The organism is Hymenobacter armeniacus (assembly GCF_014699055.1).
In the GTDB taxonomy this organism is placed as follows: domain Bacteria; phylum Bacteroidota; class Bacteroidia; order Cytophagales; family Hymenobacteraceae; genus Hymenobacter; species Hymenobacter armeniacus.
Genome location: NZ_JACXAC010000005.1, coordinates 446,698 through 465,160, shown reverse-complemented (window position 1 = coordinate 465,160; position 18,463 = coordinate 446,698). Strand labels below are relative to the sequence as shown.

At 65.1% G+C, this 18,463-nt stretch carries 8 protein-coding genes; all 8 read left to right on the top strand.

Annotated features, from left to right (window positions below; translation table 11 throughout):
• Positions 1–92 precede the first annotated feature (92 nt).
• The 8 genes from IC234_RS16620 to IC234_RS16585 all read left to right on the top strand — a co-directional run bounded on the left by IC234_RS16620 (position 93) and on the right by IC234_RS16585 (position 18,435).
• Complete coding sequence (locus IC234_RS16620; protein ID WP_190926750.1) at positions 93–1,781, top strand: M28 family peptidase; 1,689 nt, start codon at positions 93–95, stop codon at positions 1,779–1,781.
• Positions 1,778–3,166, top strand: a complete 1,389-nt coding sequence (locus IC234_RS16615) for a LutB/LldF family L-lactate oxidation iron-sulfur protein (RefSeq protein ID WP_190926748.1) — start codon at positions 1,778–1,780, stop codon at positions 3,164–3,166. Before IC234_RS16620 ends, IC234_RS16615 begins: the two co-directional genes overlap by 4 nt.
• A 140-nt stretch (positions 3,167–3,306) precedes the next feature.
• Positions 3,307–3,516: a helix-turn-helix domain-containing protein gene (locus IC234_RS16610; protein ID WP_190926745.1), complete on the top strand. Its 210-nt coding sequence runs from the start codon at positions 3,307–3,309 to the stop codon at positions 3,514–3,516.
• The gene (locus IC234_RS16605; RefSeq protein WP_317173393.1) at positions 3,513–3,839 is read left to right on the top strand and encodes a HipA N-terminal domain-containing protein; all 327 of its coding nucleotides are present in this window, start codon (positions 3,513–3,515) and stop codon (positions 3,837–3,839) included. The genes IC234_RS16610 and IC234_RS16605 overlap by 4 nt, the downstream gene beginning before the upstream one ends.
• A complete protein-coding gene (locus tag IC234_RS16600; protein WP_190926744.1) occupies positions 3,839–4,870 on the top strand; it encodes a type II toxin-antitoxin system HipA family toxin in 1,032 nt (343 codons plus the stop codon). Before IC234_RS16605 ends, IC234_RS16600 begins: the two co-directional genes overlap by 1 nt.
• A gap of 26 nt (positions 4,871–4,896) precedes the next feature.
• The gene (locus tag IC234_RS16595) at positions 4,897–5,955 is read left to right on the top strand and encodes a hypothetical protein (RefSeq protein WP_190926742.1); all 1,059 of its coding nucleotides are present in this window, start codon (positions 4,897–4,899) and stop codon (positions 5,953–5,955) included.
• Positions 5,956–6,290: 335 nt separating this feature from the next.
• Positions 6,291–10,046 (top strand): beta strand repeat-containing protein, encoded by a 3,756-nt coding sequence (locus IC234_RS16590; protein ID WP_190926740.1) that lies wholly within the window; start codon positions 6,291–6,293, stop codon positions 10,044–10,046.
• A gap of 220 nt (positions 10,047–10,266) precedes the next feature.
• The gene (locus tag IC234_RS16585; RefSeq protein WP_190926737.1) at positions 10,267–18,435 is read left to right on the top strand and encodes an Ig-like domain-containing protein; all 8,169 of its coding nucleotides are present in this window, start codon (positions 10,267–10,269) and stop codon (positions 18,433–18,435) included.
• Positions 18,436–18,463: the final 28 nt, after the last annotated feature.

Sequence of the window (18,463 nt, the reverse complement as noted above, 5' to 3'; positions counted from 1 at the left end):
TTTTCTGAACCACTGATTGTAGAACGTCCTGCTTCGACTGTACGCAGTTGGAGCAGGACGTTCTGCTACTTTTAGGGCGCGTGTTCCCCCGTATGAAACAACTGCTACTGTGCGGCCTTGTGGCCCTGATTTCCTGCTTGCCCGCCACCGCGCAGCAGGCGCCCGCCAAGATTAAAATCAAAACCAAGGGCGGAGCCCCTCCCCCGCCGGCTGCGCCCGCCGCCCCGGACTGGGCCCGCACCTATGCCGCCACCATCCGGCCCGAGGAGCTGCGCGAAAACCTGACGGTGGTGGCGTCGGACGCCTTTCAGGGGCGCGAGGCGGGGCAGCCCGGGCAGAAGATGGCCGCCGAGTTTCTGGTGAAGCAATTTGCCGCGCTGGGCTTGCAAGGCCCCGTGCAGGGTGGCGACAGCCCGTATCTGCAGCACTTCCCGCTGCTGCGCGGCACGCCGGCCCCGGGCGGCTACGTGCAGGTGGGCGGCCAGCGCTACGAGTGGCTGAACGATTTTTTCAGCTACGGGCCCATGCCTTCGCCGTTCCTGGCGCCCACGGTGGGGCAGCCGGTGTTTGTGGGCTTTGGAGTGGAGCAGGGCACTTACAACGACTACGCCGGCCTCGACGTGCAGGGCAAGGACGTGGTGGCCCTGATGGGCGAGCCGCAGGACGACCGGGGCCGCAAGCTGCTGAAGCCGCGCGGCCGCGCGGCCGATTACTGGGACTCGGGCCTGCGCAAGGCGGCGCTGGCCAAGGCCCACGGGGCGCGCAGCATTTTTCTGGTCACGTTTGCGCCCTCGGCCGCGTTTCGGAAGGAAGGCCAGCAGTTTGGTTCGGCGTTGCGCGAGCCCGCGTTTTCGCTGCCCGACCCGGGGCCGGCCATCATCGACACGGTGAGCGAGAGCATTCCGCCGGGCATTGGCGTGTTCCTGACCTCGCAGGAGTTGGGCCTGCGGCTGGCCGGCGCCACCATGCCCGAGGTGCTGGGCTACGTGCGGGCCCTGGGCCAGGCCGGCGGCCCGGTGCGGGCCGCTTTCCAGCCGCCTACGGCCACGTTTTATCTGCCGCAGGCCCAGCAGCAGCTCACCACCGAGAACGTGCTGGGCTTTCTGGAAGGCACGGATAAAAAGGAAGAAGTGCTGGTGATTTCGGCCCACTACGACCACCTGGGGGTGAAGCACGACACCATTTACAACGGCGCCGACGACGACGGCTCGGGCACGGTGGCGGTGCTGCAGCTGGCCAAAGCCTTTGCCCAGGCCCAGCGCGAAGGCCACGGGCCGCGGCGCAGCATTCTGTTTGTGGCGATGACGGCCGAGGAAGAAGGGCTTTTTGGCTCCGAATACTACACGGCGCACCCGGTGCTGCCGCTGGCCCAGACCATTGCCGATTTGAACATCGACATGGTGGGCCGCTCCGACCGCAAGCACGGCCCGAAGCGGCATTTTGTGTGCGTGGTGGGGTCCGATAAGCTGTCGTCGGACCTGCACCGCATCAACGAGGCGGCCAACCGCGACTACACGCACCTGGAGCTGGACTACCGCTTCAACGTGCCCAACGAGCCGGAGCACATCTACTACCGCTCCGACCACTACAATTTTGCGCGGCGCGGCATCCCGGTCATTTTTTACACCACCGGCGAGCACGCCGACTACCACAAGGCCACCGACGACGTGGACAAAATCGAATTCGATAAATTAGCGGAGCGCGCCCAGCTGGTGTTCTACACCGCCTGGGAGCTGGCAAACCGCGAGCAGCGCATTGTGGTTGATTCCAACAAGCCATGACCAACGCCACCAACGCCAAAGCCGACCAGTTCCAGCTCGACGCCGAGGCCAAAGCCTTCGACCGCGAGCACCGCCGCAAAATCCGGTTCAACATCGGCAAGTACGACGCGGCCGTGAGCGCCGGCCTCAAGCTCTACGACCAGCACGAGCTGGCCCGCGACCGCGGCGCCTACCTCAAAGCCACCGTGCTGGAGAAGCTGGACGAGTACCTGCTGCAGTTCGAAGCCGCCTTCACGGCCCGCGGCGGGCGGGTGATTTGGGCGCGCGACGCGGCCGAAGCCTTGGCCGAAATCGGCAAGCTGACGGCGGCGCGCAACACCAAAACGGTGGTGAAGGCCAAGAGCATGACCACCGAAGAAATCCACCTCAACAAGTACTTGGCCACCCGGGGCATTGAGTCGGTGGAGACGGACCTGGGCGAATACATCGTGCAGCTCAACGGCGAGCGGCCCTACCACATTGTGACGCCGGCCATGCACCTGAGCAAGGCCGACATCGCCGACATTTTTGTGAAGCACCTGGGCATTGCCCACACCGACGACGCCCAGCAGCTGGTGCTCACGGCCCGGCACCTGCTGCGCCACAAGTACACCAGCGCCGAAGTGGGCGTGACCGGCGGCAACTTCCTCATTGCCAAAGAGGGCGCCATTGCCGTGACCGAGAACGAAGGCAACGCCCGCCTGTCGGCCACTTTTCCGAAGCTGCACATTGCGGTGGTGGGCATCGAAAAGGTCATTCCGCAGCTGACGGATTTGGACTTGTTCTGGCCCTTGCTCAGCACCAGCGGCACGGGGCAGCAGGTGACGGTGTACAACACGGTGTACTTCGGCCCGCGCCAGCCCGATGAGGTGGACGGACCCGAGGAAATGGTGGTCATCCTGCTCGACAACGGCCGCACCAACCTGCTGGCCCAGCCCGACAAGCGCGCCGCGCTGCGCTGCATTCGCTGTGGCGCCTGCCTCAACGTGTGCCCCGTGTACAAAAACATCGGCGGCCACACCTACGAAACCACGTATTCCGGTCCCATCGGCTCGGTCATCAGCCCGCACCTGAGCGGCCTGCCCGAGCACAAGCACCTGAGCTACGCCAGCAGCCTCTGCGGCGCCTGCACCACAGTGTGCCCGGTACGCATTCCATTGCACAACTTACTCTTGCTCAACCGCAAGCAGAGCGTGGAAGAAGGCTACGCGCCGACTGAGGAGAAAGTCGCTATTGGCCTCTGGAAGTGGAGCATGCAGCACCGCTGGGCGTTGGATGTGCTGCCGGCCAAAATAAAGGACTGGAGCCTGGGCCGCCTGCTGGGCCAGGTGGGCTGGAGCAAGCGCCGCGCGGCGCTGGCCATTGCGCCGCAGTCGTTCCGGGAGCTGTGGCGGGCCCGGCAATAGGCTGGGTGGGATAAGTGAAACTTATTTCACTTTTATAACTTTCAATTATTAAATTCAGGATTAAATTGAATTTTTCAATCTAAGTCTGAATTATATTTCATACATTCGTTGATAACAAATTTTCTTTTGGTTATAGTATTATGTCAGTTGAAGAGCTAGGCAATTCCCTTGCTGCCCGTCGGGCTGAATTGGGTATTACGCAACAACGGGTAGCCGACTTGGGCGGTATTTCGGCCCGCCAACTGATAGACTGGGAAAACGGGCGCGGCAACCCCGGATTTAAACAACTGGGCGCGGTGCTGGCTGTGTTGGGCCTGCAACTAACGATAATCAAGCCTCATCAACTGTGAAGACGCAACGGGCAGAAGTACTGGACAATGGCCGACGTGTGGGTGTGCTGTCGCGCGACGAGCGGGCGTACCGGTTTCGGTACGACGATGCCTATCTGGCCACCGCCGGGCCGCCCATTAGCCTGAGCCTGCCCACCACCCGCCAGGAATACGTGTCCAACTATCTGTTTCCTTTTTTCTCGGGATTGCTGGCTGAGGGCACAAACAAGTCCATGCAAATCAGATTGTTGCACCTTGAAGAAGGTGATGAGTTCACCCGGCTGCTGGAAACGGCGGAGTCGCAAACCATTGGTGCCATTACGGTGCGCAAACTCCCCGACTGATGACCACCTGCCTCGGCTGCTACAAGAAGCTGCCCAACAACCAGTTGCGGTTTTGCGGCAAATGCGCATCCCTGCTCTTCGAGGGCCGAACGGTGGCACCGCAGCTGGCTTTTTTGCTGAGCGACCTGCCCCAGGAATACCAGACCCTGCTGATTGAGGCCATCAAACGCACATCGATTTCCGGCGTGCAATTTAAAGCCTCTATGCGCTTGGTGGGCAACGTACTGGAGCTTAGCAAGGAAACTGGCGAACTGGAATACATCCTGAAGCCCCCACCGCGTAGCCTCGACCTCAGGAATGCCGAAGCGGTACCGGCCAATGAGCACCTGACCATGCAATTGGCACGGCAGGTATTCAAGCTCAACGTGGCCCCCTGCGCACTGCTGCGTTTTGCAGATGGCGCGCCGAGCGCCTATCTGACGCGGCGCTTCGACGTGACGCCGCTGGGACGCCGGCACCAGGAAGATTTCGCCCAGATTGGCCAGTTCAGCCGCGCCACGCACGGCCCCAACTACAAGTACGATGCGGCCAGCTACGAATACGTAGGCGAGCTTATCAGGCGGTACGTGGCGGCGGCTCCGCTGGCGTTGGACGAGTTTTTCCGGGTGATTCTTTTCAACTACCTCGTGGGCAATGGCGATGCCCACCTCAAGAATTTTTCGCTTTACCGCCTCATCGAGCGGGAAGAATACGTGTTGACGCCGGCTTACGACCTGCTCAATACTGCCCTGCACGTGGATGGCGAAAACGGCCTGGCCATGCCGCTGTTTAAAGACGACTACGAAACCCCCAGCTTCGCCGCCAATGCCTACCTGGCCTACGACGACTTTGCCGAGTTCGGGCGGCGCTTGGGATTGCCCGCACGCCGGGTGCAGAAGCTGCTGGCCGACATCGTCGGGCACGATACGGCCATTCAAGCCCTGCTCGACCGCTCCTGCCTGCCGGTCGGCCTGCGCGAGCGGTACGCAGCCGTGGTGGCTAGCCGTCGGCAGCGCTTAGAATATTCGTTCTCAAAGGAGTCTCGGCCTTAAGGCCGAATTTTGCGTTTGATGACGTTATGGATTCTTTCTGGCTGCTGGCCCTGCGCATCATTACCGGCCTGGGCGGCGCGATGCTGGTTGTCACCACGTTATCGGCGGCCATTCGCTCGTTTGTGCTGCCCCGCAACGAGGTGGTGCGGCTGAACGTGTGGGTGTTCATGGGCATCCGGGTGCTATTCGACGTGGCCGCCCGGTTTGCCAATTCCTACGAGCGGCGCGACCGCATCATGGCGCATTATGCGCCGGTGGCGCTGGTGGCCCTGCCGGTGGCGTGGGAAGCCCTGGTGAGCGTGGGCTACACCGGCATGTACTGGGCCGTGGGCGAGGGCACTTGGCTGCACTGCTACCAACTGAGCGGCAGCTCTTTACTCACCCTGGGCACAATTGACGACTTCAGCGTCGGGGGCGGCATCCTCACCTACTCGGAGGCCACGCTGGGGCTGCTGCTGCTCACGCTGCTGCTTTCTTACCTGCCCACCATCTACCAGGCGTTTTCCCGGCGCGAGGTGACGGTGGCGCTACTGGAGCTGCGGGCCGGCACGCCGCCCACCGCCGCCTGCCTGCTGGGCTGGCTCAACCACGACGGCTCGGTGCAAAACGACGACGCGCAGTGGGTCGCCTGGGAGCAATGGTTTGTCGAGATTGAGGAAAGCCACACCTCGCTGCCCATTTTGTCGTTTTTTCGCTCGCCGCAGCCGGGCCGCTCCTGGGTGATGGCCGGCGGGCTGATTCTGGACGCCGCCGCCCTGCTCTTTGCCGCCGTCGACGGCCAGCGGCCCCGGCAGGCCGAGCTTACCTTCAAAGCCGGCTGCCTGGCCATGAACCGCGTGTACCGCTTTTTCGACGCCAAAGCCGGGGCCGAGCCCAGCGCCCTGCTGCCCGACGACGGCGGCGAAACGTCTGGCCGCACCGCGTTCAACGAGGCCTGCGAAGAGCTGGCCACCCACGGCCTGCAGCTTTGCCACGACCGTGATGCGGCCTGGAAACACTACCGCGAGCTGCGCAGCCGCTACGCCCCGGCCGTGGATTTCCTGACGCGCCTCACCATGGCGCCCACCCGGCAGGGGAAGGTTTAGCCCGCCGCATTGGCTGGCTTCGCCGACATTTTTTGCAGCCCTTGGCCGGCTAAGTAGCCCGCCAGGAAAAGGGAGTGCGACCGCCTCGGAGCAGCGCGGCCCACCGAAAAGGGCTGGCCACGGCCCGGCAGGCCGTGCGTTGCGGCCAAGGCTGCTTTGCGGCCACAACGAGCCAAGCCCGCGAGCGTGGGCAAAGGTTTGCACACCTTGTTGCATTACAGGCCTCAATGTAAGACCTTTGGACTTTGCCCAGCCTTGCCTGCTGCAAAAACCAGATTACAAGCTCCTTTCGGGCAGCTTGGCCACTCCTTTTCCTCCCACCCACTCCCTACGGCATGCTACATTCTTTACTCTCCATCTCGCGGACAGTTGTGCGGCGCATTGCGCAACGAATGCCCGTGCTGGCCTGGGCCGTGCTGGCCGGGGCCACCGGCAGCCAAACGGCATGGGCGCAGCAAACAGGCATTTTCCAGACCACCGTGCGCATCGACGGCTTTGACCGCGCCGGCAACCTCAACGCGGGCAACACCACGCCCTACGAAGGCGCCACGCTGGGCGCGGGCGGCTACTCCCCCGGCAACGCGTCGCTCGTTCTCGATGGGGCGGAGGTTCGCACTTTTAAAAACAACGGCGGCAACGTGACCGCCGCCACGCTGTTTTACCGCGTGTATTTGCTGGGCAGCACCTCCCGCGGCAGCGCCAGCCCGGCGTACACCGCCGTGAACCTGCCGTTTGGCGCCAACCTGAGCTCGTGCGACAACAACGGCTGCGACCAGCGCTGGACCCTCACCGGGGCCAACATCAACCTGACGGCGGGCCTCACCACGCGCGGCACCTACGTGGTGGAAGTGTACTGGCGGGCCTCCACGAACCTGGGCGACCGGTTCGACAGCAACGGCGGCAGCAACTTCGTGGCCACGTTCGGCTTTGCCGGCAGCCCGCTCTGCGGCACCTACACGCTGAACAACAGCCTGGCGGCCAGCGCCGACAACTTCACCTCGTTTGCCACGGCGTTCAATTCCTTGAACACGGCCGGCGTGAGCTGCGCCGCCACGTTCAACGTGCGCGACAACCTCACCTACCCCGAAAGCAACGTGCAGCTGAACGCCGTGGCCGGCGCGGGCGCCACCGCCCGCGTCACGTTTCAGCGCGACAACTCGACGGCCAGCGGCGCCAACGTGCGCCCCGTGGTGAAGCCGGCCGCTAACGCAGGCGGCGGCGCGCAGGATGCCATCATTAAGCTCAGCGGGGCCGACTTCATCACCTTCGACGGCATCGACGTGAGCGACGCTAATAGCACGGCCGGCACCAACACCCAAAAAATGGAGTACGGCTACGCCTTGTTTCGGCCCTCGGCCACCGACGGCTGCCAAAACAACGTCATCCGCAACTGCGCCGTGACGCTGAACAAGACCAACAGCGGCACCATCGGCATCTACAGTGCCAACGCCAACATCAGCGGCGTGGCCCAAGTGACCAGCGACGTGGCGGGCGCCAACTCGGGCAATGAATTTGATGGCAACACCATCACCAATGCCTGTTTGGGCATCTCGCTCCTGGGCCGGGCTACGGCCGGGGCTTTTCCGGACCTGAACAACAAAGTGGGCTCGACGCTGGGCAATGCCTTTTCTGACATCAGCGGCACCACCGCGGCCACCGTGTTCGGCATCAAGGCCGATTACCAGAGCGGCTTGCGCATTGAAAACAACGTCATCAGCACTCCCAACGGCAACAGCTCGGCCCCCGTCCGGGGCATTGCCACGGGCTTCACATCGTCCGCGGGCATGCTGGGCACGTTGCTGATATCCGGCAATACCGTGTCCATCACTTCGGCCTCGACGGGCAGCGTCGTCGGCATTTTGCAGAATGCGGGCGGCGCCGTTGGCAACGTCAGCATCACTAACAACCGCGTGCAAAACTCCGTGCTGACCGGTGCTACGGGCGCCGTCAGCTGGCTTGTGGACGCCAGCTCCAACGGCACCACCCCGCAAACGGTGGCCATCACCGGCAACTTCATTACCAACAACAGCTCGGTCACCACCGATGAGGTGAACCACATTTTGCGCAGTGGCGTCAACTCCGCGGCCACCACCATTTCGGCAAACCAGGTTACGAACAACGTCAGCGGCGACGCGAGTGCGGTCAACTACATTGCGGACCGCACCAACAACGCGGCGACGACGGTCGTCATCAGCGGCAACCAGGTGTCGAATAACAGCGCGGCTTCGTTTGGCAACGTTATCGGCATCAGTCGGGCAAGCGTTGGGGCAACCGCCGCCTCTGCGTCCACGTCCATTTCGTCGAACCAGGTCACCAACAACACCAAAAGCGGCAACGGGGCATTTTATGGCATTTACGTGGCCAATGCGGCCGCCGGCGCTACGCCCATCACCCTGAGCAGCAACACCGTGAGCGGCAACCAAGCCACCGGCGCCATCGGCCGGCTGGTGGGCGCAGCGGTGAACACCGGCACCCTCACGTTCAGCTCCAATACCATCACCAACAACGCCGTTCCCAACGCCACCGGCACCGGCTCCTCCAGTTCCCTGGTGGCCGGCTACAGCCAGGAAGCCAGCGGCGCGGTCCCGTCCGAAACGCTGACTGACAACGTGATTACGGGCCTGAGCATCGGGGGCACCGGCACGACGGCGGAACACAACGTGTGGGGTATCTACATTGGCGGCGGCTCGGCGGGCACGGCGCAAAGCATCCTGCGCAACGTGGTGGGCGGCCTCAGCATCGGGGGCAGCGGGAGTGGCAACGTGGTGGGCATCTACCTGTCGGCCGTGAACACCACCTCCGGCAGCAGCAGCGTTGCCCGCAACAAACTTTACGACCTGAGCGCGACGGGCGCGGCCGGCAAGGTCACCGGCATTTACCAGCTCTTTGGGGGCACCGTCACGTATGCCAACAACCTGCTCGGCGACTTCCGCACCCCGGCCGGCGCCGGCCGAAACGCCGTGACCGGCCTGAATCTGACGGGCGGCGCGGCCGCCAACGTGTACTTCACCACCGTGTACCTGAATGCCAGCAGCACCGCGGCCAACTTCGGCACGTCGGGCATTGTGCTGGGCGCCACCGCGCCGCTCGTGAACCTGCGCAACAACGTGGTGGCCAACCTCTCGACTCCGAACGGCACCTTCGTGACCGCCGCCCTGCGCCGCGACGACGTGAACGCCACCAACAGCAACTTTGCCAGCACCACCAACAACAACCTATACTGGGCCGGCCCGCCGTCGCCCACCAGCGTGCTGTTCACCGACGGCACCGTGACGGCCCAGGACCTGCCGGCCTACAAGCTGCTGCTGGCCCCCAAAGAAGCTGACTCCTTCACCGAGAACCCGCCCTTTATCAGCACCGATGGCACGACGGCCAACTTCTTACACATCAAGCTCAACTACGGCACCCAGATTGAAAGCGGCGGCCAGCCCATTGCCGGCATCACCGACGACTTCGACGGCGATGTGCGCAATGCCACCCGGCCCGACCTGGGCGCCGACGAAGGCGCTTTCCGCCTGGGGCCGCCCCTGCCCGTGGAACTTAGCGCCTTCGAAGCCCGCCGCCAAGGCGATGACGCGGCCCTGGCCTGGGCCACGGCCAGCGAAAAAAACAACCGCGGTTTTGAGGTGCAAGTGAGCACCAACGGCCACACGTTCCGCCCGCTGGCTTTCGTGGCCGGGGCGGGCAGCAGCACGGCCCCCCGCCGCTACGATTACCTCGACCGCGAAGTTGGCAAAGCCGGCCGGCGCTACTACCGCCTGCGCCAGCTCGACCTCGACGGCACCGCCAGCTTCTCGCCGGTGCGGACGCTGGATTTCGGCTCGGCTTCTTTCGTGGACGCGCTGCAAGCCGCGCCCCAGCCCTTCGACCACGAGCTTTTCCTGACCGTGCACTCGCTTCAGGCCGAGGCCGGGGTGTTGTTCACCCTCACCGACGCCACCGGGCGCCAGGCGCTGACGCGGCAGCTGGACGTGCCGGCCGGCACCAGCCAACTTCCCCTGCGCGACCTGAGCGCCGTGCCGTCGGGCCTGTACCTGCTCCAGGCCACGCTGGCCGGGCAGCCGCTGCGCCTAAAAGTCATCAAGCGCTAGCACGGTTCTGCACGTTGAGTGCGCCCTCCTGAAAAGCCTCCGACTCAGAATCGGGGGCTTTTTTTTGGAGCAATCGGATAAAGCTTTATTTCAGCGCATAAACACCTTGAAATAATGACTAATTTACGCCGCAGTTCTTTTCAGAAAGGCGCATATTCACATTTTTTCATTTCCTTTTTTTCTTTTTCACCCCCTTTTCCCCACCTATTTCCAACCCTTTATGCACACACCCTTACTTGCTAACCGGCTGAGCCGGTGGCTGGTCGTGGCGCTGCTGACCTTGTTCAGTAGTTCGGCGGCCTGGGCCCAAAGCACGGCCAATTACGCCTTCGCCACCAGCAGCAATGGCTCGCTGGTGGACATGTCGGCGGGCACCACCGATGCCCTGGCGACCGGCACTTATCGCGACAGCGACGCGTCGACGGTGCAGCCCATTGGCTTCACGTTCGTCTTCATGGGCACGCCCTACACGCAGTTCAGCACGAACTCCAACGGGCAGGTGCGACTGGGCGCGACGGCTATTTCGGGCACCACGGCCTCGCCCGCTTCCGGCGCCGCCATCTTGGCGCCAATAGGCGGCGACAACGCTGTGCTGGCCGCGGGCAAAGTGCACTACAAGGTGCTCCCGGGCGCCAACCAGACCTTGGTGATTGAATTCAACGGCTTGCGCATTCCGTTTGGGTCCACGGGCACAGGCAGCGTGATGCAGGTCTTGCTGGAAGAGAACACCGGCAAAATTGAATACCGCTACGGCTCGGTTTACAACAACAGCACGAGCGTAACTCGCTCGCTCTTCATTTCGGCGGGCACCAGCGCCGGGCAGATTGGCGTGGTGAAAACCTACAACGCGACGCCGACCTACGACGCGACCGTGACGACGGCCACCACCACCTCGCTGGCCGACAACGCCCCCGTTGGGGTGCTCAGCTCGACGGCCGATGGCGCCCGCACGGTGTTTACGTTCACGCCCACCGCCACCCCGGCCGCGCCCACCGTGGCCTTGACGGCTGTGACGCAAACCACCCTCACCGTCAGCATCACCGACAATTCGACCAACGAATACAGCTTCTCGGTACTGCGCTCCACCGACAACATCACGTTCACGTCGGTGGGCTCGGTCACGTCGTCGTCGTCGTCGGGCACCGGCAGCACGGTGACGCTGGCTCAGTCGGGCCTCGCGGCCAACACCACGTATTACTACAAAGTGGCCGCCAACGCGGAAGGCATCCAGTCTTTTGCGCCCACGGCCACCGTCACCACGCTCGCCGCGGTGCCCATTTGCGGCACCAAGACCGTGGGCCCCGGCGCCGATTATGCTTCGCTGACCGCCGCTTTCACGGCCATCACCAACAACGGCCTGTGCGGCCCGCTGGTACTGGAACTGCAAGCGGCGTACGTGAGCACCACCGAAACTTTCCCGCTGGTGTATAGCTACGCCGGCGCCACGGCCACCAACACCATCACGGTGCGCCCGGCTGCGGGCGCCAACAACCTCAGCATCACGGGCACTACGGCCGCGGCCGTGTTCAACATCGTGGGCGGCAAGTACCTCATTATCGACGGTCGCCCCGGCGGCTCGGGCACCACGGTGAGCGGGGCCGCACAAGCTACTGACCTGACCATCAGCAGCACCAGCACGAGCGGCATTCCGCTGCAGTTCACCAGCGATGCCACGTTCAACACGGTGCAGCACGTGCAGATTAAAGGCGTGGGCACCAGCGACTCGGGCTCGCCCGACGTGAACTTCACCGGCACGGTGACCACCACCGGCAATAGCGACAACACGGTGCAGTACTGCAACATCGGCGACGGCGCTACCACGCCCGTGACGCTGATTTACGGCGGCAACGCCCTGAACGCCCGCAACAGCATCCTGAACAACAACCTGTTCAACAACTACGGCACGGGCAGCACCTACGGCATCTACCTGAACCAGTCGGGCGCCGGCTGGAACATCAGCGGCAACAGCTTCTACCAAACGGCCAGCCGCGTGAACGTGGCCGGCACGATGTACGGCATCTTCATCAACGCCAACAACGGGCACACGGTGTCGGGCAACTTCATCGGCGGCTCGGCTCCGGCCTTGGGCGGCACGCCGCTCACCGTCACCCTCACCGCCGCCAACGCCGCCGCGGCTTACCGCTTCATCGGCATCGGCCTGGCCACCACCACCGGCACGGCCACCAACGTGCAGGGCAACGCCATCGGCAACATCACCTGGGTGAGCAGCAGCGGCGCCACCACCGGCAACGGCATCTTGTCGGGCATCTACGTGAGCAGCGGCGACGTGAACATCGGCACCACCACGGGCAACACCGTTGGCGGGCCCACGGCTCCGATTTCGGTGAGCACCACCACCACCGGCGGCTACTCGTTCGGCATCTCGACGGCTTCGTCGGGCGCTGTCAACATCTCGGGCAACACCATCAGCAACCTCACCGGCGTGGGCGCCGTGGCGGTGGCCTCGAACGTGGCCGGCATTCTGGCCTCGACGGGCTCGCCGACCATCAGCCGCAACAAAATCTACAACCTGGCCGGCGGCAGCGCCGCCAGCGGCACGGCGGCAGTGCTGAGCACGGGCATCTGGCTGACGGGCGGCACCACCACCACGGTGACCAACAACCTGATTGGCGACCTGCGCGCCGCCACCTCCACCAGCCTGGTGGGCGTGACCGGCGTGCTCATCGGCGGCGGCACCACCCACAACCTGTACTATAACACCATCTACCTGAACGCCACCAGCACCGGCACCACCTTCGGCACGTCGGGCATCTACCTGAACTCGACCAGCGCCGTGCTCGACGCCCGCAACAACATTGTGGTGAACAAGAGCACGGCCGTGGGCACGGGCGGCTACACCGCCGCGCTGCGCCGCATCAGCGGCACAACGGGCACGGCCCCGGTCAACCTGGCCAGCACCGCCAACAACAACCTGTACTACGCGGGCACGCCTTCGGCCACGAACCTGATTTACGTGGAAGGCACCACCACGGCCACCAATGCCTCGCAAACCCTGGTGGCCTACAAAGCCCTGGTGGCTTCGCGCGAAAGCAATTCGGTGACGGAAGACGTGCCGTTTGCCAGCACCACGGGCACGGCGACTAACTTCTTGCACATCAGCACCACCACGCCCACGCAGGTGGAAGGCGGCGGGGCGCCCATCGCGGGCATCACCACCGACTTCGACGGCGAAACTCGCAGCACAACCACGCCCGACCTGGGCGCCGACGAAGGCACCTTCACGCCGCAGGACCTGAGCGGCCCGACCATTACCTACACCGCCCTGGGCAGCACGCCCAGCACGGCCAACCGCACGCTGGTGGTGACCATCAGCGACCCCAGCGGCATTGCCACGGGCACCAACGCTCCGCGCTTGTACTACCGCAAAGGCACCACGGGCGCCTACGTGTTCGTGAACGCCACCAGCGTGAGCGGCAGCAGCTACACCTTCACGTTCGACTACACTCTGATTGGCGGCGTGGCCGGCTTCGACGTGGTGCAGTACTACGTGGCCGCGCAGGACGTGCCCGGCAACGCGTCGACCAGCCCGCTGGGCGGCTCGGGCGCTACGCCTCCCGGCACCACGGCCCCCACGGCTCCCAACCAGTTCCTGGTGCAGGGCGCCCTGGCCGGCCCCTACTACGTGGGCACGGGCACTTCGCCCGACCCCACCCGCACCTACGCCACGCTGACGGCCGCAGTGGCCGCCTACAACGCCAACACGCTGGGCGGCGCCGTGACGTTTGCCCTGCTCGACGCGGCCTACTCGACGGCCGAAACCTTCCCCATTACCCTGAACGCCAACCCGGACGCCAGCGCCACCAACACGCTGACGATTAAGCCGCTGGTGGCGGCCACGATTTCGGGCACCAACACCACCGCACTGGTGGTGCTGAACGGCGCCAACTACGTGACCCTGGACGGGGCCATCGGCACGGGCACCACGCAAGACCTGACGCTGGCCAACGCCGGTGCGGGCGGCGCCGTGGTGCAGGTGCGCAGCCTGGGCACGGCCCTGGGCGCCACCAACGTGACGCTGAAAAACCTGAACCTGACGGCTTCGTCGACCACCAGCGGCATCGGCATTGCCGCCGGGGGCGCCACGGCCGGCGCTTCGGGGGCTGACAACGACAACCTCGTGATTCAAAACAACCGCATCACGCAGGCCTACGTGGGCATCTACGTGGGTGGCTCGGCCACCACTTCGGCCGGCGGCACCGACGGCCTGGTGGTGAACAACAACGTGGTGGGCCCGGCTACGGCCGGCACCGCCAACATCGGCAACGCCGGCGTCTTCATCGCCAACGCGGTGTCGCCGGTGGTGAGCGGCAACACGGTGCAGAACGTGGTGGCGGCCACGGCTTCGGCCCTGACCTACGGCATGACCTTCAGCACCGGCGTGTCGGGCGCCACGGTGACGGGCAACACCATCAACGGGGTGACGGTGAACGCCGGCTCCTTCGATGCCGTGGGCCTGAACCTGGGCACCAACTTCCTCAACGGCGTGGTGGACCGCAACCGCGTGCTGAACGTGGCCTCGAACACGAGCACCTACGGCGGCCGCGGCATCGACCTGAACACCGGCTCGGCCACCAGCAACGTGCGTTTGAGCAACAACTTCGTGGCGGGCATCAACGGCGCCGGCTGGACCAGCTTCAGCAGCGACGCCATCGTGGGCATTCGCATCGGTGCCAGCTCTGCTACGGGCGGCGTGACGGTGGCCCACAACTCGGTGAACCTGACCGGCAACTACAACAACACGTCGAGCACGTCGGCTTACGTGTCGGCCGCGCTCTACGTGGCCTCTACTTCCACGGCCATGACCGTGGTGGACAACATTCTGGTGAACAGCCTGCTGCTGCCCACCAGCACCACCGCCAAGAGCTACGGCTTCTACAGCGCCGCCGCCAACACGGCCTACGCGAGCATCGACTACAACGACTACTTCGTGAGCGGCTCGCAGGGTGTGCTGGGCTACCTGGGCTCCGACAAAACCACGCTGGCCGACCTGCGCACGGCCACCGGCCAGGATACGCACTCGCTGAACGTGGACCCGCAGTTCAGCTCGGCCACCGACCTGCACACGTTCTCCGCGGCCTTGAACAACGCCGGCGTGCCGGTGAGCGGCGTCACGGTTGACATTGACGGCGACACCCGCAGCACCACCACGCCCGACATTGGCGCCGACGAGTACACGCCCGCGCCCATCGACGTGGCCGCCACTGCCCTGCTGGCTCCGGCCGCTACGGGCTGCTTCGGCGCGGCGCAGGCCGTGACGGTGACCATCACGAACAGCGCCACGGCCGTGCTCAACCTGGCCCTGAACCCCGTGACCGTGACGGTGGTGGTGACCCCGCCGGGCGGCACCGCCCAGACCTTTACCACGACCCTGAACACCGGCACGCTGGCGGCCGGTGCCACGCAGAACGTGACCCTGCCGGGCACGCTGAACATGACGGCGGCCGGCGTTTACTCGTTCGCCATCACGACGACGACCACCGGCGACGGCAACCCGGCCAACAACAGCCTCACGGCCACCCGCACCACGGTGGCGCCGCTGCCGCTGCCCTACGCCGAGAACTTCAACGCCAGCACCAACCTGCCCGCGGGCTACACCGTGGACACCGGCAACGCGACCTACGATTTCAAAGTGCTGGCCAACCATGGCACCAGCGGCAGCAATGCCCTGTCGGCCGACGTGTACGGCACCAACCCCAGCTCGTTTGCCATTCTGCCCAAGCTGGGCAACACCACGACGGCCACCAACCAGCTGTCGTTTGATGCCCGCTTCGTGGACTTCAGCGGCTACCCCGCCACCGGCACCACGCTGGCGGCCGGCGACACGCTGAAAGTGCTGCTCTCGACGGACTGCGGCCTGACTTACCAGAAAGTGTTTGCCATCAACGCAAGCAACTACAACGGCAACGGCACCGCCAACAACAACTTCTACACCTACACCGTGCCCCTGACGGGCGTGGGCGTGGGCCAGTCCGTGCAACTGCAGTTTGTGGCCCTACGCGGCAACGGCGACTACTACGTCGACATCGACAACATCAGTGTGCGCAGCCTGTCGCCCATCGACCTGGCACCCGTTGCGCTCGTGACGCCGACCGCCACCCAAGGCTGCTACGGCACGGCCGAAACCGTGACCGTGCAGGTAAGCAACCAAGGCACTACGGCGCTGGACTTCGCCGCCAACCCGGCCACCGTGACGGCCGTGGTGACCACCCCCGGCGGTCCTCAAACCCTGACGGGCACCCTTTCGACGGGCACGCTGGCCGCCGGCGCGGCGCAAACGGTGACCCTTGCTCCTGCCCTGAACATGTCGGCCGTGGGCAGCTATTCGTTCGCCATCACCGCCACGGTGACCGGCGACCAGAATACTGCCAACGACGCGCTGGCGGCCGTGACGCGCACGGTGGCCGCCCCGGTGGCGGGCACCGTGTCGCCGGCTTCGAGCAACCTCTGCGTGAGCGGCACTACTGCCCTCACCCTGACCGGCGCCGCCAACGGCACCATTCAGTGGCAGCAGTCGACCGACAACACGACCTTCACCGACGTGAGCGGCGCTACGGCGGCCACCTTCACCACGCCGGTGCTGACCCAGACGACCTACTACCGCGCGCAGGTGCGCTGCGCGGCCCAACCCGCCGCCACCTCGAACGTAGCCACCATCACGGTGACCAACCCGGTGATTGCCACCACCAACACGCCGCTGACCATCTGCTCGGGCGCTACCGCCACCCTGACGGCCACGGCCACGACCGGCAACTCGGTGCGCTTCTTCAGCACCGCCACGGGCGGCACGGCCCTGACCACCACCACGGCGGGCAGCTACACCACGCCGGCCCTCACCGCTTCGACGACGTATTATGCCGAAGCCTACACGGGCGGCACGGCTTCGGTGGGCGCGCTCACCAACGCCATTGGCACGGGTTCGCAAAGCTCCGCGGCGCAGTACATGGTGTTCAGCGTGACGCAACCCACCGTCCTCACCGGCGTGTACATGTACCCCGGCGCCGCCGGTAACCTCGTGGTAGAATACCGCAGCAGCACGGGCACCGTGCTTCAGACCGCCACCGTAGCCGTAACCGCGGCGCAGGTGGGCACGAAGACCTACATTCCGCTGGGCTTCAACCTGGTGGTAGGCACGGCCCAACGCCTAGGCCTCGGTACTGGCACCGTGACGGCTTACCGCAACGACTCGGGCGCTACCTACCCCTACAACGGCGGTGGCGTGAGCATCACGGGTAACTCTTTCGACCCGGCTTACTACTATTGGTTCTACGACTGGGTGGTGAGCAGCGAGTGCGTGGCTGCCACGCGCACGCCCATTCAGGTGAACGTAACGGCGCCGGCTACGGCCAGCTTCCCGGCCGCCACGGCCACTACCTGCGCCGCTTCGGCTTACACGCTGGCCGGCACGGTGGGCGGCTCGGCTACCACGGGCACCTACACCAGCAGCGGCACGGGCACGTTCGCGCCCAACGCCACCACGCTGGGCGCTACCTACACGCCCTCGGCTGCCGACATTGCCGCCGGCACCGTGACCATCACGCTCACCTCGAACGCGGTGGGCACCTGCTCGCCGGGCACGGCTACGCTCACGCTGGCCATCAGCCCCGCACAGGTGGCCACGTTCAGCTACGCCACGGCCACGGGTTGCGTGGGCTCGACTGGCACCGTAGCGCCCACGCTGGGCACCGGCGCCACGGCCGGCACGTTCTCGTCGACGGCGGGCCTGACGCTTAACGCCACCACGGGCGTTATCACCCTGGCTACCTCCACGGCCGGCACCTACACCGTGACCAACACGGTGGCGGCCACGGCTTCGTGCCCGGCCGTTACGGCCACCACAACGTTCACGGTGAACCCGCGGCCGGCCACGCCGACCATCACGGCCACGTACAACGGCACGACGACCACGCTCACCTCGAGCGCGGCCACGGGCAACCAGTGGTACCTGACCGTTGGCACGACCACCACGGCCGTCGCCGGCGCCACGGGCCAGACGTTGGTGCTCACCGGCACCCCGGCCCAGCTCGGCGCCTACACCGTGACCACCACCAACGCCAACGGCTGCGTCTCGCTGCCCTCCGCCGCCCTGGTGGTTACCGGCACCAAGAACAGCATCGCCGGCGCCAGCCTGAAGCTTTACCCCAACCCCACGCCCAACGGCGAGGTGACGCTGGAGCTGACGGGCTTCCGCTCGGCTACCCAGCTGACGGTGCTTGACCCGCTGGGCCGCGTGATTCTGACCGAAGTGCTGCCCGCCAACGCCGGCACCGCCACCCATCCCCTCAACCTGAAGGGCATGGCTTCCGGCGTGTACCTGCTCCGCCTCAGCAACACCGACGGCGTGGAAACCCGCCGCCTGGTGAAGGAATAATCTTCGGATTAGGCGCATTGAAAAGCCC

Bases quoted from the DNA above. Each gene is read 5' to 3' on its own strand.
- IC234_RS16595 (WP_190926742.1), top strand. From the start codon at position 4,897: ATGGATTCTTTCTGGCTGCTGGCCCTGCGCATCATTACCGGCCTGGGC.
- IC234_RS16585 (WP_190926737.1), top strand. From the start codon at position 10,267: ATGCACACACCCTTACTTGCTAACCGGCTGAGCCGGTGGCTGGTCGTG.
- IC234_RS16610 (WP_190926745.1), top strand. From the start codon at position 3,307: ATGTCAGTTGAAGAGCTAGGCAATTCCCTTGCTGCCCGTCGGGCTGAA.
- IC234_RS16590 (WP_190926740.1), top strand. From the start codon at position 6,291: ATGCTACATTCTTTACTCTCCATCTCGCGGACAGTTGTGCGGCGCATT.
- IC234_RS16615 (WP_190926748.1), top strand. From the start codon at position 1,778: ATGACCAACGCCACCAACGCCAAAGCCGACCAGTTCCAGCTCGACGCC.
- IC234_RS16620 (WP_190926750.1), top strand. From the start codon at position 93: ATGAAACAACTGCTACTGTGCGGCCTTGTGGCCCTGATTTCCTGCTTG.
- IC234_RS16600 (WP_190926744.1), top strand. From the start codon at position 3,839: ATGACCACCTGCCTCGGCTGCTACAAGAAGCTGCCCAACAACCAGTTG.